This window comes from Streptomyces sp. SID13031 (assembly GCF_010548305.1).
In the GTDB taxonomy this organism is placed as follows: domain Bacteria; phylum Actinomycetota; class Actinomycetes; order Propionibacteriales; family Kribbellaceae; genus Kribbella.
In genome coordinates this window covers 293076-315985 of the sequence record NZ_JAAGLV010000002.1, presented here as the reverse complement: position 1 = coordinate 315985, position 22910 = coordinate 293076, and the positions used below count along the sequence as shown (strand labels likewise).

Genomic DNA, 22910 nt, shown 5'->3' with positions numbered 1-22910 from the left:
GACTCAAATCAGCGCGCCGGGTGAGTCGTCCGGGAACATCTCCGCCGCCGGCGCCTTGCCACCGGCCGCGTCGCGGACGGCGTGCGCGACCCGGGTGTGCACCTCCGGGTGGAAGACGCTCGGCACGATGTAGTCGGCGTTCAGCTCATCGTCGGTGACGACACTGGCCAGCGCCTTCGCGGCCGCCAGCTCCATCTGGATCGAAACCTTCGATGACTGCGCGTCGAGCAGACCGCGGAAGACGCCCGGGAAGACCAGCACGTTGTTGATCTGGTTGGGGAAGTCGCTGCGCCCGGTCGCGACGACGGCCGCGTGCTCGTGCGCCGCCGCCGGGTCGACCTCCGGGTCCGGGTTGGCGAGCGCGAAGACGATCGAGTCCTTGTTCATCGTCGCGATGTCGGCGCCGTTCAGGATGTTCGGCGCCGAGACGCCGATGAACACGTCGGCGCCGGCCAGCGCGCCCTTCAGGTCGCCGCTGTACTTCGCGGCGTTGGTGTTCTCCGCGATCCAGCGCAGCTCGGGCGACAACCCCTCGCGCTCGGTGTGGATGACGCCGGCGATGTCGGCCACGATCGCGTCCTGCAGACCGGCCTCGATCAGCAGCTTCAGGATCGCCGTACCGGCCGCGCCCGCGCCCGACAGCACGACCCGCACCTCGCTGATGTCCTTGTTGACCACGCGCAGCGCGTTGAACAGGGCGGCCAGGACGACCACCGCCGTACCGTGCTGGTCGTCGTGGAAGACCGGGATGTCGAGCTCCTCGCGCAGCCGGGCCTCGATCTCGAAGCAGCGCGGCGCGGAGATGTCCTCCAGGTTGATCCCGGCGAACCCGGGAGCGATCGCCTTGACCACGGCGATGATCCCCTCGGTGTCCTGGGTGTCCAGGCACAGTGGCCAGGCGTCGATCCCGGCGAAGCGCTTGAACAGCGCGGCCTTGCCCTCCATCACCGGCAGCGCGGCCTCCGGACCGATGTTGCCCAGGCCCAGGACGGCGGATCCGTCGGTGACGACCGCGACGGTGTTGCGCTTGATGGTCAGCCGGCGGGCGTCCTCGGGGTTGGCGGCGATCGCCAGACAGACCCGCGCGACTCCCGGGGTGTAGATCATCGAGAGGTCGTCACGGTTGCGGATCGGGTGCTTGGCCTCCATCGAGATCTTGCCGCCGAGGTGCATCAGGAAGGTCCGGTCGGAGACCCGGCCGATCTCCACGCCCGGTACGGCGCGCATCGCCTCGACCAGCCGGCCGGCGTGCTCGGTGTCGGCGGCGGCACACGTCACGTCGATCCGCAGCCGCTCGTGCCCGGAGGCGGTCACGTCGAGCGCGGTGACGAGGCCACCGGCCTGCTCGACCGCGGTCGTCAGTTTGCTCACCGTGGAGCCACCGGCAGGCACCTCGAGGCGGACGGTGATGGAGTAGGAAACGCTCGGCAAGGCAGTCACGCGGGTGATCCTCTCACGTCACTGGTAAGGCCCGGAGGTTCTGTACTTAAAGTGCAGAAGGAGGCGCCGGTACTGCGACGCGCGGCTACTCCTCGAGCCAGGCGCGGACGGAGTCGTCGTGCTCGCCGAGGCGGGGTGGGGGCAGGTTGGTTTCGCGCGCGCCGGCGTACGGGTTGTCGTCGAAGCGCAGTGGCGGGCCGGGGAGCTGGATGCGGCCGAGGGTTGGGTGGTCGACGTCGATGAGCAGGCCCTGCGACTGGGTCTGCTCCCATTCGTAGACCTGCTGGAAGTCGCGGACCTTACCGGCCGGGATGCCCGTCTCCCCGAGTCTGCGCAGCCACTCGTCGGCGGGCTCGGTGCTGAAGGCGGTCTCGATGGCGGCGGTCAGCTCGTCGCGGTGGGCGACCCGGAGGGGGTTCGTGGCGAAGCGCTCGTCAGCAGGGTCGAGCCCGACCACAGGAGCGAAGGTCTGCCATTGCGACTCGCTGCCGACTGCGACCTGCACGATGTCGTCCTTGGTCCGATACATCCCGTACGGAGCGATCTGCGCGTGGTGATTGCCGACCCGCTCAGGCAACTCCCCCGCAACGGTCCACTTGGTGCCGTGGAAGGCGTGTACTCCGACCACCGACGCCAACAGCGAAGTCCGGACCACCCGGCCGCGCCCGGTGACGCCTCGCTCGTGCAACGCGGCGAGCACGCCATACGCGCCGTACATCCCGGCCAGCAGATCAGCGATCGGTACGCCGGTCTTGGTCGGTTCGACGGCACCCGTGATGCTCATCAGTCCGCCCTCGCCCTGCGCGATCTGGTCGTACCCGGCGCGCCCGCCCTCCGGCCCGTCGTGCCCGAACCCGGTGATCGACAAGATCACCAGTCGCGGATTGAGCTCGTGCAACCGCTCGACCGAGAACCCGAGCCGATCCAGCACCCCCGGCCGGAAGTTCTCCAGCAACACGTCGGCCTTGCCCACCAGCTTGGTCAGGAACTCCTTGCCCTCGGCCGACTTGAGGTCCGCCGTCACCGACTCCTTGTTCCGGTTGGCCGACAAGAAATACGTCGACTCCCCCGCCACGAACGGCGGCCCCCACCCCCGGCTGTCATCCCCGCCGGCGGGTGTCTCCACCTTGATCACCCGAGCGCCCAGATCCCCCAGCATCATCGCCGCATGAGGACCCGACAACGCCCGAGTCAGATCCACAACCACCAGGTCAGACAGAAGGTTCTGCACCAGCTCACCCTAGGCGTAGCCTGCGACTCAAGGGCCACGAAACGAGGGGGTTGTGATGGCGTTCACTGGGACAGGGACCAAGGACGATCCGTGGGTGTTGAGTACGCCGCCCGGCGGGTCGCAGTACCAGATGCATCGGGAGGACGACCTGCTGGTCTGTCAGGTCGGGAGCACCAGGTTGAGTTATCAGGCGCGGTGCGTCGAGGATCTGCACGCGATGCTCAGCAAGCACGGTGACTGGATGTTGCTGGGGAACGCGGACGAGCAGAAGCCCGCGGCGCCGGGGACCGTGGAGGCGTGGGCGCGCGCGGAAGACAACCCCGTCGGTGGGTGGTACGGGGTGAAGAAGGGGTTCCGCGGGCGGTTCGCGAACTACGTGCCGCCGGTGCTCGAGGCGCTCGGGCTCGCCGAGGTCGAGCACAACGCGCGCAACAACCGGATGCGGGCGCTCTAGGCGCGGACCTTCCGCACCAGGGACGCCAGGCGCTGGGTCACGTCCCGGGGCCGTTCCTGCATCAGCATGTGGCCGGCGCCTGGGTACATCCACAGTCGCGCGGACGGGATCAGCTGCGCCATCCGGTTGCCGTGCCGCGGCGCGATCAGCCGGTCGCGGGTGCCGTGCATGATCTCCACCGGGATCTGGTCGAGCACCGCCAGCGCGTGCCCACGGTCGTGCCGCACGATCGCTTCGAAGAAGCCACCGAAGGACGCCCCCGGCAAGACCGCCAGATCCGCCATCAGGATGTCGACCTCGGCCGGATCGACCTTCTTCCCGAACACCAGTTGCCGCAGCGCCGGCCGCCGCGCGGCAGCCGATGCTCCCTGCAACCAGGACGACGCGCTTTGCGGAGACACCGCTCGTACTGCGCCGGCCGCACGCCGCTCCATCCGCCTTCCGGCGAGGTGCATCGCCCGAGGGGCCAGCACCGACGCGGGGCCGTCGAACCGGGCGGGCAGTCCGAACGCCCGCGAGCTCAGCTGACCCGACGAGGTGGCGACCAGAGCCGCCGCCGCGATGCGAGAGCCGAACAGTTCCGGCCGCCGCTCGGCCAGCGCCATCAAGGTCATTCCGCCCATCGAGTGCCCGGCATAGACCACCGGCCCGTCGCCGACGATTTCGTCGAGTACGAAGGCCAGGTCGTCCGCCAGTTGCTCGATCCGCGTCGTGCCGGCCGGCGCGGCCTCCGACCGTCCGTGCCCGCGATGGTCATAGGCGACAACCCGCACGTCGGACGAACCCAGCACCCGGGGCAGCCCGGCCAGTTGGTGATGCCAACTCCGTGTCGAGCAGGTCCAGCCATGGGCGAGCACGACCGTCACCGGCGCGTCCGCCGATCCAGTCGTCTCGACATGCAGCCGCACCCCGTCGGGCGTGACCACCGCAGAGCGTTCCGCCTGCCGCGCCCTCTCGCCCTCGGACCGCTTCATCTGCTTCGTCTCATCGTCCCCGGCCAGCTCTGCTTGCACCGTCATATCTTCCCCAGTCGGTCTTTCCACTCGCCCAGCCCACCCTTGCGGCGCTGCTGGTTCGTCCGCAACCGGACCACCCGGTCGGCCACCGACGGCAGGTGCCGCGCGACAGCGACGGCCAATCCGGTCGACCGGGTGGAAGCCCGGTTCCGCGGCGGTCGCGCAGCCCCGGCCACGTCGACGATCGTCCCGACCACCTGCGCGACGCTCTCGGCCGGCACGAAGAGTCCGAGGTCGACTCCACGCGCGAGCGACGCGTCATGGATCGGCGTCGGCACATAGCCCGGATAGATCACGCTCACGTCGATCGCGCGGCCGTTCTCGATTCGCAACGCGTCCGCGTAGGTGTCGATCGCCCGCTTGGACACCAGGTACGACGCGGCGAGTGGGAGCGTGACGTACGCCAGCCCGGAGGACACGAAGATCACCCGGCCGCGTGCGGCCCGTAGTACCGGCAGAGCCGCCGCGGTGACACCCCAGCCGGCGAACAGGTTGACCTCGATCACCTTGCGGGCAACGGCATCCGGCACTTCCCCGGCGAGTGCCGGTACGCCGATGCCCGCATTGTTGATCAGCAGGTCCAGCCCGCCGAGCCGCTCGATCGCCTCAGCGACGGCACCCGGGATCTGGTCCGGCTGGGTCAGGTCGCACTCGATGACGTCTTCGCTCTTCTGCAGGTCGAGCCCGATCACCTCGGCGCCACGAGCGCGCAACTGCTCGACCGTCGCCGACCCGAACGCTCCGGCGGCACCCGTCACCAGCGCCTTCTTGCCGCGCAGATCCCAAGCGCGACCCTTGCGCAGACCAGCCCTGCCCGTCATGCGGTCTCCTTCTCACGCCGAGAACCCTGTGCCTCCAAGTGTGCGGCGCGGAGCCGCCCGCCGCGAGCGCCGCGGCCGACGAGCCAGGCGATCCCGACGAGCTCCAGTGACCCGACCACGGCGAGCAGTGCGTAGCCGCCGTTCCACATCCAGCGCGGTACGTCGGTCCGCTCCTCGCGCCGCAGCGTCTGCTGCTCGGCGATGAAGTCGACCGTCTCCCCGTTGGAGACCTGGACGGCCGGCTTCTCGATCTTCAGGTCCTCGGGTGCGTAGACCCACATCGCGACCATGTCCCGCGCACCTCGGTGCAGCCGGATCATCGACTTCCATTTGCCGTACATCGGCAGCGGTTCGGTCGAGCGATAGGTGCTGTCAGCAACCTTCTCCATCGCGTGCGTCATCTGCCCGCCACCCTGCCACGCCAGCGCCTCGAACCAGCGCGCTCCGTCAGCCGCATCACCGGGCTGCAGCTTCACCGTCACGTACGCCGTCGGCTCCGACCCGGTCGCGACCGGCTCCAGCGACACCGTTGCAGTCACACCAGGGTCAGCCGAGCGAGGTACACAGAAGAACAGCGCAGCCAGTACTGCGACCAGCCCGACCGCGCCGAGCTGATGCGTCAAGCGAACCGGTGGGGTGTGGCGCACCTCGCCCGCCACCTCGGCGTACCGGGTGGCAAGCCATGCGCCGACGAGCCCAGCGCCCAGACCCGTGACCAGCCCGAAGCCCAGCGCCGACGGGAGCATCGAGGAAGGCCAGTGGATCGGCATCCACAGCTGGCTCCACCCGTACTCCGCGACCACGCCGACGGTACCGATCAGCGCACCCGCGACGAGTCCCAGCCGGAAGCGATTCCTGTTGCCCAGGGCAAGTGCCGTCAATTCGACCAGGACTGCTTCGGCGATCAGTAGCGGGAAGTGGCCGAGGATCTGGCCGAGCGGCTGGTCCACCGCCCAGGCGATGCCGCCGCGGATCACCAGATAGGTGGCCAGCGCGCCGAACGTCGTACCGGGACCGCGTCGCGACCGGAGCAGCGTGAAGGCCAGCGTCGACCCGAAGACGATCAGGATCGGCTGCAGGATCAAGGGAAACTGCGGTACGCCGTAGTTGAACTCGGTGCTGAACAGGTCCCAGGCGATCAACAGCGCGCCGACGGCGATGATCTCCTGAGCCCGCCGGCGCAGGTTGAGGCCGACCAGTTGCTCGACCTCGGCCGAGGCGAGCAGCCGGGCGAAGATCGAGAGGACGACGCCGCCGATCATCAGCAAGTGGGTCGGCCCCCAAAGCGTGACGTCCTCACCGAACAGCCGGTGCCAGACGTCGTCCAGCGGGAAGCCGACCAGGGCGAACGTGCCGCACACCGTCACCAGCGCCGCGCTGCACGGGATCCGCCAGCCCTTGGTCAGTTTGATCGTCCGGGCCGGCAGCGGTTTGCGGGCCAGCGCGATCGGCAGCACGCCGGAGATGATCACGCCGAGGATGCCGAAGAAGATCGGGTAGTGGGCCGGCGTCCCGAACGGGCCGGTGTCGCGGCCCTTGTCGATGTGCACCGCGATGTCCCACCAGACGCCGAACGCGCAGGCGAGCAGCGAGACGGCGTGCAGGTAGGGGGTGAGCGCGGCCCATCGGGGGACTCCGTCCAGTCTCCCGATGGTGTCCGCGAGGCGCCCTACCAGCGTCACCCGTCCGGTGCGTTCCCGCCACAGCAACACGGCGAGTGCGAGATACATCAGCGAGACGAGCCCGGTGACGATCGCGATCTGGCCGAAAGACGCGGTTCCGGTGCTGGCCGCCAAGGGGACGGTCATACGGCACTCCTTCGTTCGAGCCAGGGCGGCGCGGCAGGACAGGCATACGCCATGAGTGATGTTACATAAGATATGTAACGTGGAGTCTGGAAGACTGTCAAGGGTGGGAGGACAGATGCCGGCCGAGTCGGGCCCAGACGAGGAATTCACGGTCGATCAGCTAGCCGCGAAGGTGGGCATGACCGTGCGGAACGTGCGCGCGTACGCCGGCCGCGGGCTGATCCCGCCACCCCGCCTCGCCGGCCGCACCGGGTACTACGGCGCCGACCATGTGGCGCGCCTGACCCTGGTCCGCGAGCTGCTCGACAAGGGCTACACGCTGGCGGCGGTCGAGCGGATGATGAGCGAGCTGCCCGACGGCGCGCTGGCGCTCGGGGTCTTCGAGACGCTGGTCAGCCCCTGGTCGCCGACCGAGCCCGAGATCATCACCGAGCAGCAGCTGGCCGAGCGCGCGGGCATCCCGCACAACGAGGACACCATCGCCAAGCTGGTCGAGCTGGGCATCGCCGAGCGCCAGGACGACGGCCGGCTCCGGATCCCGAACCCGGACCTGCTCCGCACCGGCCTCGAGGTGATCAAGCTCGGCGTCCCGCTGGAGGCGATCTTCGAGATGCTGCCGAAGCTGTTCAGCCACGCAGACGCGGTCGCAAAGATCTATGTCGAGCTGTTCCGCAGTACCGTCTGGCGCGAGTTCGCCAACGCGGGCCTGCCCGCCGACGGCTGGCCGGAGATCCAGCGCACCCTGGAGAACATCATCCCGCTGGCGGGCCAGGCGCTGGTCGCCGCCTTCCGCGAGTCGATGGGCCGCGAGATCGAGGTCGTCGCCTACGAGGAGCTGGGCCTCGCCCCGGACGCGCTACCTTCCACCGGCTGAAGGTAAGCCCGGACACCTCGCAGGAAGAGCTCCAAGCCAAAAGGGAAAAGGTCAGGGCCCGAGAGGGGTTCGGCGGCGACTGCCGCCATCGTCCAGCGGGCGCAGGTTTCGAAGATCTGGCGCGCGACCGGCTCAGGGATGCCGAGGGTGACCAGCGCATCCAGCTGAGCGCGAACCAGGGCTGAGCGCGAGCCGTCACCCTCATCCCGGTACGGCGTGGCCCTGGCCTGGATGAGCCTTGCCAGTCCGGGATGGCCGGCGTAGAACTCGCGCAGCCGCAGCGAGCCCGCCGTCGTCACCGCGATCCAGTCGTCGAGCGTCTCGACCTGCTGATAGGCGAGCCGGTCGCCCTCGAACGAATCGAACGCATTGCGGGCAACCAGTTCCAGCAACTCGTCCTTGTTCCGGACGTGGTGGTAGAGCGAGGGCGCCCGGACCTTCAACCGCTCGGCCACCGAGCGCATCGTGAGCCCCTCGACCCCGCGCTCCCGGATCACCGCCAGCGCCGCGGCGACGATCGCCGTGACGGAGATCCCCGCGGCCGCATGGGACGACGCATCGCGCACCGCGACCCCTCCGGTATGTTGACTGCCTAACGCCATTAGACAGGAGCGTACCGGTGTCCCTGCACCCCGCCTACCCGATCAAGACCGACCGCCTCGACCTCCGGCCGCACCGGATGGACGATCTGGATGACCTGCTCGCCTTCCACTCGGACCCCGACGTGGTCCGGTACGTGCCGTGGCCGGTGCGCGATCGCGAGCAGACCCGCGTCGCGCTCGAGGCGAAGCTGACCCAGGACGCCCTGACCGAGCCCGGCCAGTGGCTGGTGCTGGCGATGGAACTCCGCGAAACCAGCACGGTGATCGGCGAAGTACTCCTCAAATGGGCCAGCGACACCAGCCGCCAGGGCGAGCTCGGCTTCGCGATGCACACCGGGTACCACGGCCGCGGCCTGGCCGCGGAGGCAGCTCGGGCCGTTCTCCGGCTGGGCTTCGAAGATCTCGGCCTGCACCGCATCTACGCCGACGTGATCAACGGCAACGCCGCCTCCGCCAAGCTGCTGCAGCGGCTGGGCCTGCGCCAAGAGGCCCACCTGGTCGAAAGCGTCTATTTCAAAGACGAGTGGTGCGACGAACTCGTCTTCGCCCTGCGGGCGCAGGAGTGGCGCGATCAGCCGCTGAGCTGAGCCGCCGTAACTTCCGCCCACGCCGAGAGTTATCGTTTGGTCGCAGAATGTCACGATCGGTCGACTCGGTTCTGAGGACGTTGATGAAGAAGGCAGTACTGGTACTGGTCACCGCTGTGGCCGTGATCGCCGCGGCGTTGATCCCGTCGGGACGTCCGGTGGAGGCCGCGACGTCCGGGTTCGGGTCGGCGCTGTCCGCGGTCAAGCAGGTGTCGTGGCAGACCAACTCGAGCGTGAACGCGCTGGCCGTCGCGGGAAACACCGTGTACGCCGGTGGGCTGTTCACCCGGATCCGGCAGCCTGGTCAACCCCTCGGGCAGGGTGACGCGGCCCGGAGCTACATCGCCGCCTTCAACCGGACCACCGGGGTGCCGACGAGGTTCGCACCGAAGCTCAACGGGCCGGTCTGGTCCATCGCGACCAGCCCGGACGGCAAGTGGGTCGTGATCGGCGGCGACTTCACCACCGTGGACGGCGTCAAGCGCAGCCACCTCGCGATGTTCAGCGTCGCCACCGGCAAGCTCGTCGCCGGTTGGGACCCGGTGGTCGCCTACCGCGTCTCCGCGATCGCGATCGGCGGCAACAGCGTGTACTTCGGTGGCTCGTTCGGGCGGGTCGACAACACCGAGCGCAACAACGTGGCCGCGGTCACGCTGTCCACCGGCGTTCTGCTGCCCTGGGATCCGGACGCGGACGACGACGTCTACGCGATCGACCTGTCCGACAACGGCACCCGCGTCTTCGTCGGCGGCGGCTTCAGCGAGCTCAAGAACAACGACCACTACGCGCTGGCGATGGTGAACACGACGACCGGCGACGCCTACACGATGCCGGCCGCCGCGGCGATCCCGGAGCCGGACCTGGACTGCCAGAGCCGGGTCAAGGACATCGACACGCTCGGCAGCAAGGTCTTCGTCTCCAACGCCGGCAGCGGCCGCGGCTGCTACGACGGCGTCCTGGCCGCCGACGCCACCTCCGGCAAGCTGCTCTGGCAGAACAACTGCCTGGGCGCGACCGAGGCGATCAAGGCGATCGGCAACTGGCTCTACAAGGGCTCCCACGCGCACGACTGCAGCCGTGACGGCGGCTTCAAGGACGGTACCGGCAATCACCACCTGCTGGTCGAGAGCACGACCACCGGCAAGCTCGGGCCCTGGTATCCGAACACCGACTACGGCGGCGAGACGGAGGTCGGCCCGCTCGCGTTCGCCTCAGGCGGTAACGACCTCTGGGTCGGCGGCGACTTCACCCGCGTGAACGGCGGCGCCCAGCAAGGGCTCACGCGCTTCACCAACACCCCGGGTGGCGCTCGGCCGACGCTCCCCGCGGCGCCGGCTGCGTCCAGCACGCGCGCCGGCAAGGCCACGGTCAGCTTCCCGACCGTGGTGGACGCGGACAACATCGCGTTGACCTACACGCTTTTCCGCGGCTCCACCAAGCTCGCCAGTTGGAAGCGCAGTTCGTACTCCTGGGTGAAGCCTGCCGTCACCACCTTCAGCGACACCAGACTGCCGAGCGGCAAGACCGTGAGCTACCGCGTCCAGGTCAGCGACGGCCGCAACGTCAGGAGCGGTGCGGCAGTCGCGGTGAAGATCCGCTAGAGCTGGTCACGTCTCCGAGGTCGCCGAGGTCGGCATCCCAGTCGTCCTCGTCGTCGACCGCGTTCGCGTCGTTGCGGCGGGCGATCCGGACGAACGCGATGATCAGCAGGATCGGCCCGAGGAACATCGCCAGCTCCGGCACCCCGCCCAGGTGCAGCGCGATCATGAGGCCGTCACCAGCGCGATCCCGCCCGCGGTGAAGGCGACCATCGCCGCCAGCATCGGGTACTGCGCCCGCCGCAACTGACGCCGCCTGAACAGATGGGTCGCGCGATCGTGCGCGGACACCACCCCGAGGACGTGTCCGAGCACGATCGCGCCGATCTGGACGGCCGCGATCAAACCGGTACCCAGGAAGGCGTAGTCGATCCGCGTCGTACCGACCCCGAGCAGATCCCAGCCGCGGCCGAACGGATCCGTTGCCAGCAGCAACCCTTCCTGCCCCTGGAACATCGCGAACGAGAAGTAGTGCGCGACGGCGTACCCGATCGCGATCGGCACCAGCGAATGCACGAACGCACCCGGCAGACCGGCGTTCCCGAGCCCGCCTGGCCGGATCCTGGCCGAGCCGGTCGCCCGCGCCGCAAGGAGGAAGAGCGTCGAGACCACACCGACCGCGACCAGCAGGCCGAGGGTGTAGACGAGGAGGTGCGCGGTCCGGCCGAGCTCACCGGTCAGATTGGTCCACGCTGACCAACGGCTGATGCCGTCGAACGCGGTCGATCCGAGCAGCAGGCAGAGCAGCCCGACCATGCCACGCTCCTGCGGGATCGTGGCGAGCCCGGCGAGCGGGTTGCGCAGGACGAGCCGGTGCTGGGCGTCGCGGCCGAGCGGGCTGAGCTTGGCGAGCACCTCGGCGTACACCTCGAAGCTGTCACCGATCGCGAACCAGCGCGGCCCGTAGATGATGCCCGCGGCAACATTCACCAGCGAGTAGCCGGTCACGAAGATCGCGACGACGAGCGGCTCCGAGCCATCGGGGAAAACGAGCTCAAGCCAGAGGAACCCGAGCAGGCCGGCAACGGCCGGCCAGTACGCGATCCCGGCCGGCAGTGCCCGGTACGACGTCCGCGGCACCAGCCCGGCGACGGTGCGGAGCGGGTTGGCGAGGCGCCAGACCGGCCCGAAGAGCAGGGAGACCGGGATGATGCCGACCCAGATCCAGACGTAGAGCCAGGTCGGCGCCGGGTTGAGGCCGGGCGAGCTGCTGCCGAACCACGATGCCCCGAGCAACAGTGCCAGCGCCGCCAATCCGCTTGCCTCGAGCAACCAGTTGGTCGGCCGGGCGTCGACCACCCGCGTCAGCCCGCGCAACGGCGTACCGGCGGTGAGTTCGAAGCGTGGTTTGGACCAGAAGGCAGCGAGGGCGAAGAACGAGACTGCCACTGCGGCGGCGGCCGAGTAGCTGGCCAGCCAGAGCGGTACGGGCAGGTCGCCCCGGCCACCGACGCCGTGCAGCGGGAGCAGCAGCAGCGCCACGGCGCCTCCGATCGACTCGCTATCTGACCGATCGAATGTAACACGCTCGATGTCGCATAGCGAGACCTCGCTGGAGCGGGCCGGGCGCCGCTCAGCGAGTGCTGTACTGCGAGGGGTCGAAGCGCCTGGTCAGCTGCCGGAATTTGAAGGTGAACGACGGCCAGAGGGTGGTGTTTCGCCCCTCGGAGTCCAAGTACCAGCTCGTGCAGCCGCCGCGAGTCCAGATCGTGTTGCGCATCGACGACCGGACGCCGTCGACGAACTCCCGCTGCACCTCCGGCCGCACCTCGACCTCGCGCAGCCCGTCAGCGTCCATCGTGCGCAGCGCGTCCAGGATGTAGGCGACCTGCGACTCGATCATGAACACCATCGAGCTGTGACCGAGCCCCGTGTTGGGCCCGATCAGCAGGAAGAAGTTGGGGAAGCCGGCGATCGCAGTACCGAGATGCGCTTCCATCCCGTTGACCCACGCCTCGCGCAGCGTCTTGCCGTCACGGCCGTGCAGCATGTCCATCACCGGCAGGTCGGTGACCCGGAAGCCGGTGCCGTAGATGATCGTGTCGACCTCGTGCTTCACGCCGTCGTCGGTGACGATCCCGGTCGGGGTGACCTCGGTGATCGCATCGGTGACGACGTCGACGTTCGGTTGCGCGACGGCCGGGTAGTAGTCGGCGGACAGCAGCACCCGCTTGCAGCCGAGAGTGAAGTCCGGCGTCAGCTTCGCGCGCAACTCGGGATCGCGGACCTGCTCGCGCAGGTGCCGTTCGGCGACCCGCTGCCCCAGCTTCATCAGGCGGGGCAGCTTGGCGAAGGCGAGCACGGTCGACTCACGACTCCAGTAGACGGCAGCCCGGGCCGCCTTCTGCGCCAGGGGAAACGCCCGGTAGATCCGCCGCTCGAGGGCAGTGATCTTGCGATCCGGCCGCGGCATCAGCCACGGCGGCGTCCGCTGGAACAGGTGCAGTTCCTCGACGTCGGGCTGGATCGCCGGCACGAACTGGATCGCCGACGCGCCGGTCCCGATCACCGCCACCTTGCGGCCACTCAGGTCCAGGTCGTGGTTCCACTGCGCGGAGTGGAAGACCTCGCCCTCGAACGACTCGATCCCGGGCAGCTTGGGGATCGACGGCTCGGCCAGCGGGCCCATCCCGGATAGCAGTACTTCAGCCGTGAAGTCGCCCTGGCTGGTGTGGATCAGCCAGTGGTCGCCCTGCCAGTGCGCCGACTCGACCGCATGCCCGAAGCGGATGTGCGGGCGGACCCGGAAGCCGTCGGTCACCTTCTGCAGGTACGCCTCGATCTCCGGCTGCGGCGAGAACGTGCGGGACCAGTCCGGGTTGGGCGCGAATGAGAAGGAGTACAGGTGCGACGGCACGTCACACCGGCAGCCCGGATAGGTGTTGTCCCGCCAGGTCCCACCGACGTCGTCGGCGCGCTCCAGTACGACGAAGTCGTGATAGCCGGCCTGCTTCAGCCGCACAGCCATCCCGATCCCGGCGAACCCGGTGCCGATCACCACGATCCGGTGCTGAGCGGTCATGAGGAACCCTCCAGAGGCCGACGACTTGAACTTACTCCCAGTAAGTTACTCCGAGTCAGTTAGAGTGTGCAAGTGACCTCGACCACGGACAGCGCAGTACCGGCGAACGGCAGCGCGGTGCCGGTGAAGCGCCGGCGGGATCGGGCGGCGCGCGAGCGGGAGATCCTGGATGCGGCCGAGCGGATCTTCGGCGAGCACGGCTACCAGGGCACCTCGATGGACGACATCGCCGCCGCGGTCGGCGTCTCCAAACCGCTCGTCTACCAGTACTACGGCTCGAAGGACGGACTCTTCCTCGCCTGCCTGTCCCGCCTGCGCGCCCAGCTCCTGGACGCCGTCTCCGACGCGATCGTCGCCGCCCCGGACGCCGAACAGGCCATGTACGCCGGTTTCGTCGCCTGGTTCACCTTCCTGGACGAGCACCCGCGGACCTGGTCGGTGATGGTCGACGAGGGCATGTTGTCGGCCGGCCCGGCCGCGCAGGCCGCCGACGAGGTGCGCGCCGAGTTCGTCGGCCTGATCGCCACCATGGTCCGGCTCAACCTGCCCGCCGGCCGCCCGGTCGACGAGGAGGAGATCCAGATCGTCGCCCAGAGCGTCTCCGGCGCCACCGAACGCCTGGCCGTCTGGCGCACCCGCAACGGCGGCACCCCCTCAGCCGAAAAGCTCGCCCGCACCCTCCAAGAGCTCCTCTGGCGCGGCCTCGACTCACTCCGCGGGTAGGGCCCCGAACCGCCACCCACGGAGCCCCGCGGTTGATGGGCTGGCGGTTCGGCGTGATGTGATTCCGTTTGTGCGTACATTCCGGCCGCCCCCGACGGCGATGGTCCTGGGCGGCGTGGTGTCCGTGCAGTTCGGCGGTGCCCTGGCCGCCAAGCTGATCGAGGACCTGGGGGCCGCGGGCACCGTTTCGCTCCGCCTCGCGCTCGCGGTGCCGATCCTCTTGCTCATCGCCAGACCCAGCCTGCGGAACCGCACCAAGCGGGACCTCCTCGCAGTTGTTGCCTTCGGCGTCGTCCTCGGCCTGATGAACCTCTCCTTCTACCTCTCGCTGGAGCGGCTCCCTCTGGGTGTCGCCGTCACCATCGAGTTCATCGGGCCACTCGGCCTGGCCGCAGCGATGTCGCGTAAGCGAAGAGACGTGTTCGCCGTCGCGGGCGCCGCGCTGGGCGTAGTACTGGTGAACGGGCACGAGTTGTCCGCGGTCAACTGGCTTGGCGTCGGGTTCGCCGCGCTCGCCGGCGCCTTGTGGGCCTGCTACATCTTGCTCAGCGCCGAGACCGGCCGGCGGTTCGCCCAGCTCGACGGCCTTGCTCTGGCCATGGTCATCAGCACGCTCATCACTGCCCCAGCCGGTCTCATCACCGCGGGCAGCGAACTGCTGCACTGGCACTCCCTCGCGATCGGACTCGCGATCGCCGTCCTCTCGTCGGTCCTCCCCTACTCGCTCGAGACGCTCGCGCTGCGCCGGATGAAGCCTGTCGTCTTCGGCATCCTGATGAGCATCGAGCCCGCGGTCGGCGCCACCGCCGGCTTCCTGATCCTCGGCCAGCGCCTCGCAGCCATCCAGCTGGCCGGCATGGCCTGTGTCGTGGCCGCCTCGATCGCGATCACCAGGACATCGAGGTCAGAGGCACCGGATATCTAATTCATGGGATCTCCACCGCGAGAATGCGCATTCTTACCTCTCGCGACGTCTTGACGACGGTGAGACATCCGAGCAAACTTGCCATGACTTCGGTCAGATCTCTTCTATATTCACCTTCGCAACAGCCGCCCCCGGAAGGTGCTTGAGAAGACGACACCGTCTGTTCGCGCCTGCCGCGACCGGACGGCTTTCGTCGATCTGTTGAGCCAGCCGGGTGCGGCGCGAGGGTCCATCCGAAAGGACAACCGCCCCCATGAAGTCGTCAAGGATGAAGCTCCGAAGTCGAGTGGCCGTCGCGGCCCTCGCACTGGCTACCGGCACCGCCGGCCTGATCGCGACCTTCGCGCCGGCGCCTCACGCCGACGCGTCCCAGGCCGCCGCAGCCGCCCCCGCTGCCGCCAGCGCCGCCGCCGCGCTGCCCGCCGGTTTCAAGAGCGTCGGCTACATGCCGTCGTGGTCCGGCAGCGTTACCGCCATCCAGTACAGCAAGCTGACGCACATCAACTACGCGTTCGCGCTGCCGAACTCCAACGGCACCCTGCAGGGCATCGAGAACACCGCGAAGCTGTCCCAGCTGGTCAGCCTCGGCCACCAGAACGGCGTCAAGGTCTCGCTCGCGATCGGCGGCTGGAACGACGGCAACGACTCGAACTTCGAGACGCTGGCCGGCAACTCCGGCGCCCGCACCACCTTCGTCAACAGCGTGATGGGCGTCATCAACCAGTACGGTCTCGACGGCGTCGACATCGACTGGGAGTACCCGGACCCGGGCACCTCCGGCAACAACTACACCGCGCTGATGCAGCAGCTGAGCAACACCCTGCACGCCAACGGCAAGCTCCTCACCGCCGCGGTCGTCTCCGAGGGTGGTACCGCCAACGGCGTCCAGCCGGCCGTCTTCGGCTACGTCGACTGGCTGAACATCATGGCGTACGACGGCGGCAGCCCGCACGCCAACTACGACTGGTCGATCGCTTCGGCGAACTTCTGGAAGAACCGTGGTCTGCCGAAGGCCAAGACCGTGCTCGGCGTCCCGTTCTACAGCCGGCCCGGCTACCTGACCTACGCGCAGATCGTCGCGATGAACCCGGCCAACGCGAACGTCGACTGCATCAACAGCGGCGGCCAGCAGTGCTACAACGGCATCCCCACGATCAAGCGCAAGACCACCTGGGCAGTGGCCAACGCCGGCGGCATCATGAACTGGGAGCTGTCCCAGGACACCACCGGCAGTACCTCGCTGGTCAGCGCGATCTTCGACGCCGCGGGCGGCACCACCACCCCGCAGCCCGGTAAGACCGGCCCGATCAAGGGCATCGCCGGCAAGTGCGTCGACGTCGCCGGCGGAAGCTCCGCGAACAGCACGGCAGTCCAGCTGTGGGGCTGCAACGGCAGCGCCGGTCAGACCTGGACGGTCGGCACCGACAACACCATCCGGGCCCTGGGCAAGTGCCTGGACGTCAGCGCAGCTGGTACCGCCAACGGCTCACTGGTTCAGCTGTACGACTGCAACGGCACCGGCGCCCAGTCGTGGCAGGCGCAGTCGAACGGGAACCTGCTCAACCCGTCGTCCGGCAAGTGCCTGGACGCCACCGGCCAGAGCTCGGCCGACGGCACCCGGCTGCAGATCTGGACCTGCGCAGGCAGCGCCAACCAGCTCTGGACCCTTCCTGCCTGACCTGTACCACCCCGAGAAGCTCCCCGCCGTCCTGGCGGGGAGCTTCTCCCTTTGAGACGACACTGCCGGACGACCCTGATCACCGACCCTGAGCGATGGCTGACGGATGTCATGGCTGGGTCGTGACGCCCGATCCAGGGCCGGTCCGCCGTCCGGCGGCAGTCTTCTCGGTATGACGACAACGACTGCGGTCACCCTGAGCGGCGTGACCAAGAGGTACGGCGAGGTACAGGCCGTGGCGGGGGTGGACCTCACCATCCGGACGGGCGAGGTGGTCGCGATGCTGGGCCCCAACGGCGCCGGCAAGTCGACCACGATCGAGATGCTGCTCGGTCTGGTCCGGCCGGACCAGGGCACCGTCGAGGTCTACGGTTCGACCCCGGCCGAGGCGATCGCCGCGAGCAAGATCGGTGTGATGCTGCAGAGCGGCGGCATCATCGAGGACGCCAAGGTCGGCGAGCTGCTGAACCTGGTCGCCGGGTTGCACCAGGACCCGATGCCGGTCGCCGAAGCGCTCAACCGGGCCGGTATCGCCGACCTGACCGGCCGGAAGATGAAGGGCCTGTCCGGCGGGCAGAAGCAGCGCGTCCGGTTCGCGATGGCGATCATCCCGCAGCCCGACCTGATCGTGCTGGACGAGCCGACCACCGGGATGGACGTCGAGTCCCGGCGCGACTTCTGGGCCTCGATGCACGCCGAGACCGCGCGCGGCCGGACCGTACTGTTCGCGACCCACTACCTGGAAGAGGCCGACGCGTACGCCGACCGCGTGGTGCTGATGCGGTCCGGCAAGGTCGTTGCCGACGGCACCGCCGCGCAGATCAAGGCGAGCGTGTCCGGCCGGACGATCCGGGCGACGATCCCCGGTGCGGATCTGGCCATGCTGGCGTCGCTGCCTGGCGTCGACAACGTCGAGACGCGCGGCGACGTGGTACTGCTGAAGTGCGCTGACTCCGACGACACGCTGCGCTATCTGCTGAGCAACACCCCCGCCCATGACATCGAGGTGACCTCGGCCGACCTCGAGGACGCCGTCCTGGCGCTCGGCGCCGAGCAGGAGGCACTCGCATGAATCTCGACTACCTGAAGTTCGACATCAGGCGCACGCTGCGGAACCGGCGGGTGGTGATCTTCGCGATCCTGATGCCGGTGATCCTGTTCGCCATCTTCGGCCTGACCATCCCCAAGGACGCCAGCCAGAGCGGGATCTCCGCGATCGCCTATGTGATGGTGAGTATGGCGATCTTCGGCTCGATGTCGGCAGCGATGAGCAGCGGCGGCATCATCGCCGCCGAACGCGACGGCGGCTGGAACCGCACCCTGCGACTCACCCCGCTGAAGCCGCAGGCCTACGTGATCAGCAAGGTGATCCTGTCGCTGCTGCTGGCGATCCCGCCGCTGGTGGTCGTCTTCCTCTTCGGTATGACGGCCGGGCACGTGCACCTGAGCGCCTCCCAGTGGATCTCCGTCGGGCTGGTCTCCTGGCTGGGCGCGCTGCCGTTCGCCGCGATCGGTCTGGTCATCGGGTACGTCGCCAAGCCGGACAGCGTGCAGCCGATCACCGGCCTGAGCACGATGCTGATCGCGGCCTTCGGCGGACTGTGGCTGCCGGTCGACTCGATGCCGTCGGTGATGAAGCACATCGCCCAGCTGACCCCCGCGTACTGGACCGGACAGAGCTCCCGTAGCGCACTGTCGCAGAACGGGCTGGACCTGAACGCGGTGTACGTCGTGCTGGGCTGGACCGTCGTCCTCGGCTGCATCGCGCTGCGGCGATTCCGCGCCGACACCGCCCGCGCCTGAGCACCGAACGGCTAGCGTGAATCCGTGAGCAACCAGGACCAGTACGAGGCACCCGGCACCGTTGTCGACGACCCTCGCGGGCGCCCGGCCTGGCGCTGGGGCTGGCTGACGGTGGGAGTGTGGCTGTTCTTCCTGAACAAGCCGTTCGAGGACATCCTGCGGCACGACGACCTGACCGAACGGGCCCTCGGACTGGCCGCCGTGTTCCTGTTCGTCGTCGCCTACATGTCGTTCTTCTGGTACGCGCGCTCCAAGAACATGGCCCGGGTGAAGTCGCCGCTCGGGCTCCGGCTCGCCTTCGTCCTGACCCTGCTCGCGCTCGGCGCGCTGATGCTGCCCGCGGCCGGCGAGAGCTCGCTGACCACCCTGGTGTACGCCGAGGCGATGGGCATGATGGTGCTGCCGCTACGGGTCGGCGTCGCGCTCGGAGTGGGACTGCTGGCGATCGCCGAGATCGTGATGCGAACGGTTCCGGGGTGGAGTGACGACGGCAGCTACAGCCTGGCGATCGTGCTCGGCGGGCTCGCGGTGTTCGGTATCCGCCGGGCGATGCTGCGCAGCATCGAGTTGACGGCGGCCCGCAAGGAATTCGCCGAGCTCGCGGTGCAGGAAGAAAGGAACAGGTTCGCCCGGGACCTGCACGACATCCTCGGGCACTCGCTCACGGTGATCACGGTGAAGGCCGAGCTCGCCGGGCGGCTGATCGAGGCCAATCCGGAGCGCGCCGCCACCGAGGTCGCGGATGTCGAGCAACTGGCCCGAGCGGCGCTCGCCGACGTACGGGCCGCCGTCGCCGGGTACCGGGAATTGAGCCTGGCCGGCGAGCTGGTGTCGGCGCGGACCGCGTTGCAGGCGGCCGAGATCAAGGCCGACCTGCCGACGGTGGTCGACGAGGTGCCGGAGGCGAATCGCGAGTTGTTCGCCTGGGTGATTCGCGAGGGCGTGACGAATGTGGTCCGGCACTCCGGGGCGAAGAAGTGCACGATCAAGCTCAGCGCGCGGCAGATCGAAGTACTGGATGACGGCAAGGGGCCGGCGCCCGGTGGCGGAGCGTCGGGACACGGGCTGGTCGGGCTGCGCGAGCGCGCCGACGAGGCGGGGGCGAGCCTGCAGCTCGGGACCGCGCCCGAAGGCGGCTTCCGGCTGGCTGTCAGAGTTGGCCCGTGACGATACGGCTGCTGATCGCTGACGACCAGGCGCTGGTCCGTGGCGCGCTGGCCGCGCTGCTCGATCTCGAACCCGACCTCGAGGTGGTCTCCGAGGTCGGCCGCGGCGACGAGGTGGTCGAAGCGGTCCGGACGACGAAACCCGACGTGGCGCTGCTCGACGTCGAGATGCCCGGCCTGGATGGGATCGAGGCGGCGGCCGCGTTGCGCCGCGCAGCACCGGGGGTTCGAGTGCTGATGGTGACGACCTTCGGCCGGCCGGGCTACCTGCGTCGGGCCATGGAGGCCGGAGCCGCCGGCTTCGTCGTCAAGGACACTCCGGCTGCCCAGCTAGCCGAGGCCGTACGCCGGGTCCATCAGGGCCTGCGCGTAGTCGACCCATCACTCGCCGCCGAAACCCTGGTCGCCGGCACCAGTCCCTTGACCGCCCGCGAATCCGACGTACTCCGCGCTGCCCGCGAAGGCGGAACCGTCGCCGACATCGCCCGCGAGCTCCACCTGTCCGAAGGCACGGTCCGTAACCATCTGTCCGCCGCCATCGGCAAGACCGGGGCCCGTACCCGGGCCGAGGCCGCCCGGATCGCCCTCGACAACGGCTGGCTCTGATGACTCCAACCCGCGCGTGAATTAGGCTGCCGCGTGGGGGAAGGGGATCAGACATGTCGATCGAGCAGTTCAGTGCCAAGGGGCGGTTGGCCGATACCGGCGAAGGGATCACCGGGGACGAGTTGCAGTTGGCGGCTCGCAACCACGGGATCCCGCTGGAGGCGTTGCGATACGACCTGACGCCGCCCGGGTTGCACTACGTGCTGGTGCACTACGACATTCCCGCCGCGAGCGCGGCGACCTGGCGACTGACGGTTGATGGTTGCGTTGAGCAACCATTGTCGTTTGGGATGACGGAGCTGCGGGCGATGGGGCGGGAGACCGTCCGGGTCACGCTGGAGTGCGCGGGCAACGGCCGGGCCGGCCTGCAGCCGCGGCCGATCAGCCAGCCCTGGTTGATGGAAGCGGTCGGTACGGCGGAGTGGACCGGCGTGCCGCTGGCCGCTCTGATCCGCGCCGCCGGGGTCCGCAAGGACGCCATCGACGTGGTCTTCACCGGCGCGGACCACGGTTTCGAGCGGGGTGTCGAGCAGGACTACCAGCGCGGGCTGACCGTGACCGAGGCGCTCGACTCCGGCGCGATCGTCGCCTGGGAGATGAACGGCACGCCGTTGCCGCCACAACACGGGTATCCCCTGCGACTCGTCATGCCAGGCTGGTACGGGATGGCCAGTGTGAAGTGGTTGCGTTCGATCGAGCTGATCGATCACGAGTTCACCGGTTACCAGAACGCGGTCGCCTACCGGATCAGGCAGGAGGCCGACGAGGTCGGCGTCGGGCTCACCCGGATCGAGCCGCGCGCGCTGCTGATCCCGCCCGGGCACCCGGACTTCATGAGCCGGCACCGCTTCGTCACCGCGGGATCCGTCACCCTGCAGGGGCGCGCCTGGTCCGGCTGGGCGCCGATCGAGCGGGTCGAGGTCAGCGTCGACGCCGGGGTCAGCTGGAGCGACGCGAAACTCGATGCTGAAAGCAACGACCTGTCCTGGCGCGGCTTCACCTTCGACTGGGACGCCGGCGCCGGCGAGCACGTACTGACGGTCCGCGCCCACGACCGCAGCGGACGCGTCCAGCCGATCGAGGCTCCCTGGAACCGCGGCGGCTTCGCGAACAACTCGGCCCAGCGGATCACCGTCCTCGTGCTTTGAAACGACCCGCGTGTCGAGTAGGGGATTCGGCCTGTAGCCGTTTCATGATGGAGATCGGCAACGCACGGTTTCTCTACTCACGGGATGCGGGCGATGAGCGATCTTGGTACGGAGATCCACCTGCACGCGCGCGTCTTCCGCACCGGCTGCGACTGGTACGCCGATATCGATGACCACGCGGATCCACAGCCAGACGACCCCTACTGGTACGGGTACTACGGTTCGCAACGGGCCGCCATCGACGCGGCCTGCGAGCGGATCGCCGCCCTCAACCGGGCCCGCTGCGAACGAACGAGCCGCCAACTGTTGTCAAGAGCAACCAGTTCGGCCTGATCTCACTATTTGAGCATTTTGTCGACCCACTGACCCCGCGCCCGTCAGCACGACAGCCAGGGCTGCCTCCACTTCTGCACCTGACGGCCGCGGCGACAGTTGCTCCCGTAGGATCCGGAGTGATCCTCCAGTTGAACCCTGTCGTGAGCCAGAAGGAGTCCGGACGGTGCGAGCTGACGCGCGGGCCAAGCGGGACGCGATCCTGGCGGCGGCGGTCGAGGTGTTCGCCGAGCGCGGGGTCGACATCGCGCTCGACGAGGTGGCCCGCCGGGCCAAGGTCGGGATCGCGACGCTGTACCGGCACTTCCCAACCCGCGAAGCGTTGATCACCGGCGCCTACCTGCAGGAGATCAGCACGCTGGCCGGCGGGGTCGAGGAGTTGCTCGCCGAAATGCCGGCCGACGAGGCACTCGTGGCCTGGATGCAGCAGTTCATCGGGTACGTGTCGAACCGACCGGGGATGGCGCAGGCGGTGAAGGCGGTCGTGATGGCCACCGACGCGGACGCAGTACGGGTCAGTCATCTGAGGGTCTATGGCGCGTTGGAGAGCCTGCTCGAGGCGGGCGTCGAGGCGCGGCTCTTCCGTTCCGACGTACCGGTGGACGACGTGGCCGGCGCATTGAGCGGCTTCAGCCTCTCGGTCGGTACGCCGGGATCGAAGGAGCGGGCCGATCGGCTGGTGCGCTTGATGGTCGACGGGCTCAAGTACGGCGTGTCCTAGTACGGGGCGCTAGTTGGTCTTCAGCGCAGTGATGATCCGGTCGGCGTTGTCGGTGCAGTCCAGGTCGGCGGGACAGCTCGCACCGCGCCCCGTCACCCGGCCGGGCGACCTTGACCGTCACGTCGTGCGACCTGGACGCCTCGACCTTCTCCACCGAGACCACGACGGTCTGCTGGACCGAGCCGGAGCTCGCGAGGTGCTGTGCTTGCAGACCAGCGCCGATCCCCACCGGAATGATCGCCAGCGACGCCAGGATCATCAGCACGCCCAGAACCTTCCGGGGTACGGAAGTGGTTGCGGCCTTGCGGTGGTCGTCGTTCATCTCCCCCAGTAGACGACACCACCGGGCCGCTG

General features: G+C 68.7%; 24 protein-coding genes. 14 read left to right on the top strand and 10 right to left on the bottom strand.

Translation table 11 applies throughout. The features are described from left to right. Positions 1 to 3: 3 nt before the first annotated feature. Both G3I17_RS05610 and G3I17_RS05605 read right to left on the bottom strand, forming a co-directional pair. On the bottom strand, positions 4 to 1440 hold the full coding sequence (locus tag G3I17_RS05610; protein WP_164594748.1) for an NAD-dependent malic enzyme: 1437 nt from the start codon (positions 1438 to 1440) through the stop codon (positions 4 to 6). A gap of 85 nt (positions 1441 to 1525) precedes the next feature. Beyond that, on the bottom strand, positions 1526 to 2671 hold the full coding sequence (locus tag G3I17_RS05605) for a CoA transferase (RefSeq protein WP_164594746.1): 1146 nt from the start codon (positions 2669 to 2671) through the stop codon (positions 1526 to 1528). Positions 2672 to 2726: 55 nt separating this feature from the next. On the opposite strand from G3I17_RS05605, the gene G3I17_RS05600 reads away from it, so the two are divergent. Continuing rightward, positions 2727 to 3125, top strand: coding sequence for a DUF6855 family protein (locus tag G3I17_RS05600; RefSeq protein WP_164594744.1), 399 nt, complete (start codon positions 2727 to 2729; stop codon positions 3123 to 3125). Here the strand turns inward: G3I17_RS05600 and G3I17_RS05595 are convergent. Genes G3I17_RS05595 through G3I17_RS05585 form a run of 3 tightly spaced genes read right to left on the bottom strand, consistent with a single transcriptional unit; the run spans position 3122 to position 6770 of the window. Then, entirely contained in the window at positions 3122 to 4144 is a 1023-nt protein-coding gene (locus tag G3I17_RS05595; RefSeq protein WP_203589779.1) for an alpha/beta hydrolase, read from the bottom strand. The two genes, G3I17_RS05600 and G3I17_RS05595, sit on opposite strands and share 4 nt — an antisense overlap. Continuing rightward, positions 4141 to 4962, bottom strand: a complete 822-nt coding sequence (locus tag G3I17_RS05590; RefSeq protein ID WP_164594743.1) for an SDR family NAD(P)-dependent oxidoreductase — start codon at positions 4960 to 4962, stop codon at positions 4141 to 4143. Before G3I17_RS05590 ends, G3I17_RS05595 begins: the two co-directional genes overlap by 4 nt. Then, positions 4959 to 6770 carry a hypothetical protein gene (locus G3I17_RS05585; protein ID WP_164594741.1) on the bottom strand — a complete coding sequence of 604 codons (1812 nt, stop codon included), beginning with the start codon at positions 6768 to 6770 and terminating at the stop codon, positions 4959 to 4961. The genes G3I17_RS05590 and G3I17_RS05585 overlap by 4 nt, the downstream gene beginning before the upstream one ends. Positions 6771 to 6885: 115 nt before the next feature. Between G3I17_RS05585 and G3I17_RS05580 the strand changes: the two genes are divergently transcribed. Next, entirely contained in the window at positions 6886 to 7644 is a 759-nt protein-coding gene (locus tag G3I17_RS05580; RefSeq protein WP_164594739.1) for a MerR family transcriptional regulator, read from the top strand. Here the strand turns inward: G3I17_RS05580 and G3I17_RS40435 are convergent. Then, positions 7596 to 8210, bottom strand: a complete 615-nt coding sequence (locus G3I17_RS40435; protein ID WP_343238214.1) for a TetR/AcrR family transcriptional regulator — start codon at positions 8208 to 8210, stop codon at positions 7596 to 7598. The two genes, G3I17_RS05580 and G3I17_RS40435, sit on opposite strands and share 49 nt — an antisense overlap. A gap of 53 nt (positions 8211 to 8263) precedes the next feature. Between G3I17_RS40435 and G3I17_RS05570 the strand changes: the two genes are divergently transcribed. Next, positions 8264 to 8833: a GNAT family N-acetyltransferase gene (locus G3I17_RS05570; RefSeq protein ID WP_164594729.1), complete on the top strand. Its 570-nt coding sequence runs from the start codon at positions 8264 to 8266 to the stop codon at positions 8831 to 8833. A 47-nt stretch (positions 8834 to 8880) separates the two neighbouring features. After that, positions 8881 to 10434, top strand: a complete 1554-nt coding sequence (locus G3I17_RS05565) for a fibronectin type III domain-containing protein (protein ID WP_164594727.1) — start codon at positions 8881 to 8883, stop codon at positions 10432 to 10434. Here G3I17_RS05565 and G3I17_RS05560 read toward each other — a convergent pair. From G3I17_RS05560 to G3I17_RS05550, 3 genes are all read right to left on the bottom strand, one after another. Further along, entirely contained in the window at positions 10397 to 10600 is a 204-nt protein-coding gene (locus G3I17_RS05560) for a hypothetical protein (RefSeq protein ID WP_164594725.1), read from the bottom strand. The genes G3I17_RS05565 and G3I17_RS05560 overlap by 38 nt on opposite strands. Beyond that, the gene (locus G3I17_RS05555) at positions 10597 to 11913 is read right to left on the bottom strand and encodes a hypothetical protein (RefSeq protein WP_203589778.1); all 1317 of its coding nucleotides are present in this window, start codon (positions 11911 to 11913) and stop codon (positions 10597 to 10599) included. The genes G3I17_RS05560 and G3I17_RS05555 overlap by 4 nt, the downstream gene beginning before the upstream one ends. A 91-nt stretch (positions 11914 to 12004) precedes the next feature. Continuing rightward, on the bottom strand, positions 12005 to 13453 hold the full coding sequence (locus G3I17_RS05550) for an NAD(P)/FAD-dependent oxidoreductase (RefSeq protein WP_164594723.1): 1449 nt from the start codon (positions 13451 to 13453) through the stop codon (positions 12005 to 12007). A gap of 72 nt (positions 13454 to 13525) precedes the next feature. On the opposite strand from G3I17_RS05550, the gene G3I17_RS05545 reads away from it, so the two are divergent. From G3I17_RS05545 to G3I17_RS05500, 10 genes are all read left to right on the top strand, one after another. Continuing rightward, positions 13526 to 14176, top strand: coding sequence for a TetR/AcrR family transcriptional regulator (locus G3I17_RS05545; RefSeq protein WP_203589777.1), 651 nt, complete (start codon positions 13526 to 13528; stop codon positions 14174 to 14176). A gap of 70 nt (positions 14177 to 14246) precedes the next feature. Continuing rightward, positions 14247 to 15101, top strand: a complete 855-nt coding sequence (locus G3I17_RS05540) for an EamA family transporter (protein ID WP_343238213.1) — start codon at positions 14247 to 14249, stop codon at positions 15099 to 15101. Between the two features lie 268 nt (positions 15102 to 15369). After that, complete coding sequence (locus tag G3I17_RS05535; protein WP_164594719.1) at positions 15370 to 16779, top strand: glycosyl hydrolase family 18 protein; 1410 nt, start codon at positions 15370 to 15372, stop codon at positions 16777 to 16779. Positions 16780 to 16951: 172 nt separating this feature from the next. Further along, positions 16952 to 17851 (top strand): ABC transporter ATP-binding protein, encoded by a 900-nt coding sequence (locus tag G3I17_RS05530; RefSeq protein WP_164594717.1) that lies wholly within the window; start codon positions 16952 to 16954, stop codon positions 17849 to 17851. Next, entirely contained in the window at positions 17848 to 18582 is a 735-nt protein-coding gene (locus tag G3I17_RS05525; protein ID WP_164594715.1) for an ABC transporter permease, read from the top strand. Before G3I17_RS05530 ends, G3I17_RS05525 begins: the two co-directional genes overlap by 4 nt. A 24-nt stretch (positions 18583 to 18606) precedes the next feature. After that, positions 18607 to 19749: a histidine kinase gene (locus G3I17_RS42000; protein ID WP_203589776.1), complete on the top strand. Its 1143-nt coding sequence runs from the start codon at positions 18607 to 18609 to the stop codon at positions 19747 to 19749. Then, positions 19746 to 20354, top strand: a complete 609-nt coding sequence (locus G3I17_RS05515; RefSeq protein ID WP_164594713.1) for a response regulator transcription factor — start codon at positions 19746 to 19748, stop codon at positions 20352 to 20354. The genes G3I17_RS42000 and G3I17_RS05515 overlap by 4 nt, the downstream gene beginning before the upstream one ends. 53 nt (positions 20355 to 20407) lie before the next feature. After that, positions 20408 to 21502, top strand: a complete 1095-nt coding sequence (locus G3I17_RS05510; RefSeq protein ID WP_164594711.1) for a sulfite oxidase — start codon at positions 20408 to 20410, stop codon at positions 21500 to 21502. A gap of 93 nt (positions 21503 to 21595) precedes the next feature. Beyond that, entirely contained in the window at positions 21596 to 21835 is a 240-nt protein-coding gene (locus G3I17_RS05505) for a hypothetical protein (protein ID WP_203589775.1), read from the top strand. A 166-nt stretch (positions 21836 to 22001) separates the two neighbouring features. After that, a complete protein-coding gene (locus G3I17_RS05500) occupies positions 22002 to 22556 on the top strand; it encodes a TetR/AcrR family transcriptional regulator (protein WP_164594707.1) in 555 nt (184 codons plus the stop codon). On the opposite strand, the gene G3I17_RS05495 is transcribed toward G3I17_RS05500, so the two are convergent. Beyond that, positions 22537 to 22878 carry a hypothetical protein gene (locus G3I17_RS05495; RefSeq protein WP_164594705.1) on the bottom strand — a complete coding sequence of 114 codons (342 nt, stop codon included), beginning with the start codon at positions 22876 to 22878 and terminating at the stop codon, positions 22537 to 22539. The two genes, G3I17_RS05500 and G3I17_RS05495, sit on opposite strands and share 20 nt — an antisense overlap. Between the last annotated feature and the right edge of the window lie 32 nt (positions 22879 to 22910).

Excerpts from the sequence above, each read along its gene's own strand:
- G3I17_RS05505 (WP_203589775.1), top strand. The coding sequence starts at position 21,596 with ATGAGCGATCTTGGTACGGAGATCCACCTGCACGCGCGCGTCTTCCGC.
- G3I17_RS05535 (WP_164594719.1), top strand. The coding sequence starts at position 15,370 with ATGAAGCTCCGAAGTCGAGTGGCCGTCGCGGCCCTCGCACTGGCTACC.
- G3I17_RS05595 (WP_203589779.1), bottom strand. The coding sequence starts at position 4,144 with ATGACGGTGCAAGCAGAGCTGGCCGGGGACGATGAGACGAAGCAGATG.
- G3I17_RS05585 (WP_164594741.1), bottom strand. The coding sequence starts at position 6,770 with ATGACCGTCCCCTTGGCGGCCAGCACCGGAACCGCGTCTTTCGGCCAG.
- G3I17_RS05530 (WP_164594717.1), top strand. The coding sequence starts at position 16,952 with ATGACGACAACGACTGCGGTCACCCTGAGCGGCGTGACCAAGAGGTAC.
- G3I17_RS05580 (WP_164594739.1), top strand. The coding sequence starts at position 6,886 with ATGCCGGCCGAGTCGGGCCCAGACGAGGAATTCACGGTCGATCAGCTA.
- G3I17_RS05560 (WP_164594725.1), bottom strand. The coding sequence starts at position 10,600 with ATGATCGCGCTGCACCTGGGCGGGGTGCCGGAGCTGGCGATGTTCCTC.
- G3I17_RS05525 (WP_164594715.1), top strand. The coding sequence starts at position 17,848 with ATGAATCTCGACTACCTGAAGTTCGACATCAGGCGCACGCTGCGGAAC.
- G3I17_RS05550 (WP_164594723.1), bottom strand. The coding sequence starts at position 13,453 with ATGACCGCTCAGCACCGGATCGTGGTGATCGGCACCGGGTTCGCCGGG.
- G3I17_RS05565 (WP_164594727.1), top strand. The coding sequence starts at position 8,881 with ATGTCACGATCGGTCGACTCGGTTCTGAGGACGTTGATGAAGAAGGCA.
- G3I17_RS05590 (WP_164594743.1), bottom strand. The coding sequence starts at position 4,962 with ATGACGGGCAGGGCTGGTCTGCGCAAGGGTCGCGCTTGGGATCTGCGC.
- G3I17_RS05510 (WP_164594711.1), top strand. The coding sequence starts at position 20,408 with ATGTCGATCGAGCAGTTCAGTGCCAAGGGGCGGTTGGCCGATACCGGC.
- G3I17_RS05495 (WP_164594705.1), bottom strand. The coding sequence starts at position 22,878 with ATGAACGACGACCACCGCAAGGCCGCAACCACTTCCGTACCCCGGAAG.
- G3I17_RS05600 (WP_164594744.1), top strand. The coding sequence starts at position 2,727 with ATGGCGTTCACTGGGACAGGGACCAAGGACGATCCGTGGGTGTTGAGT.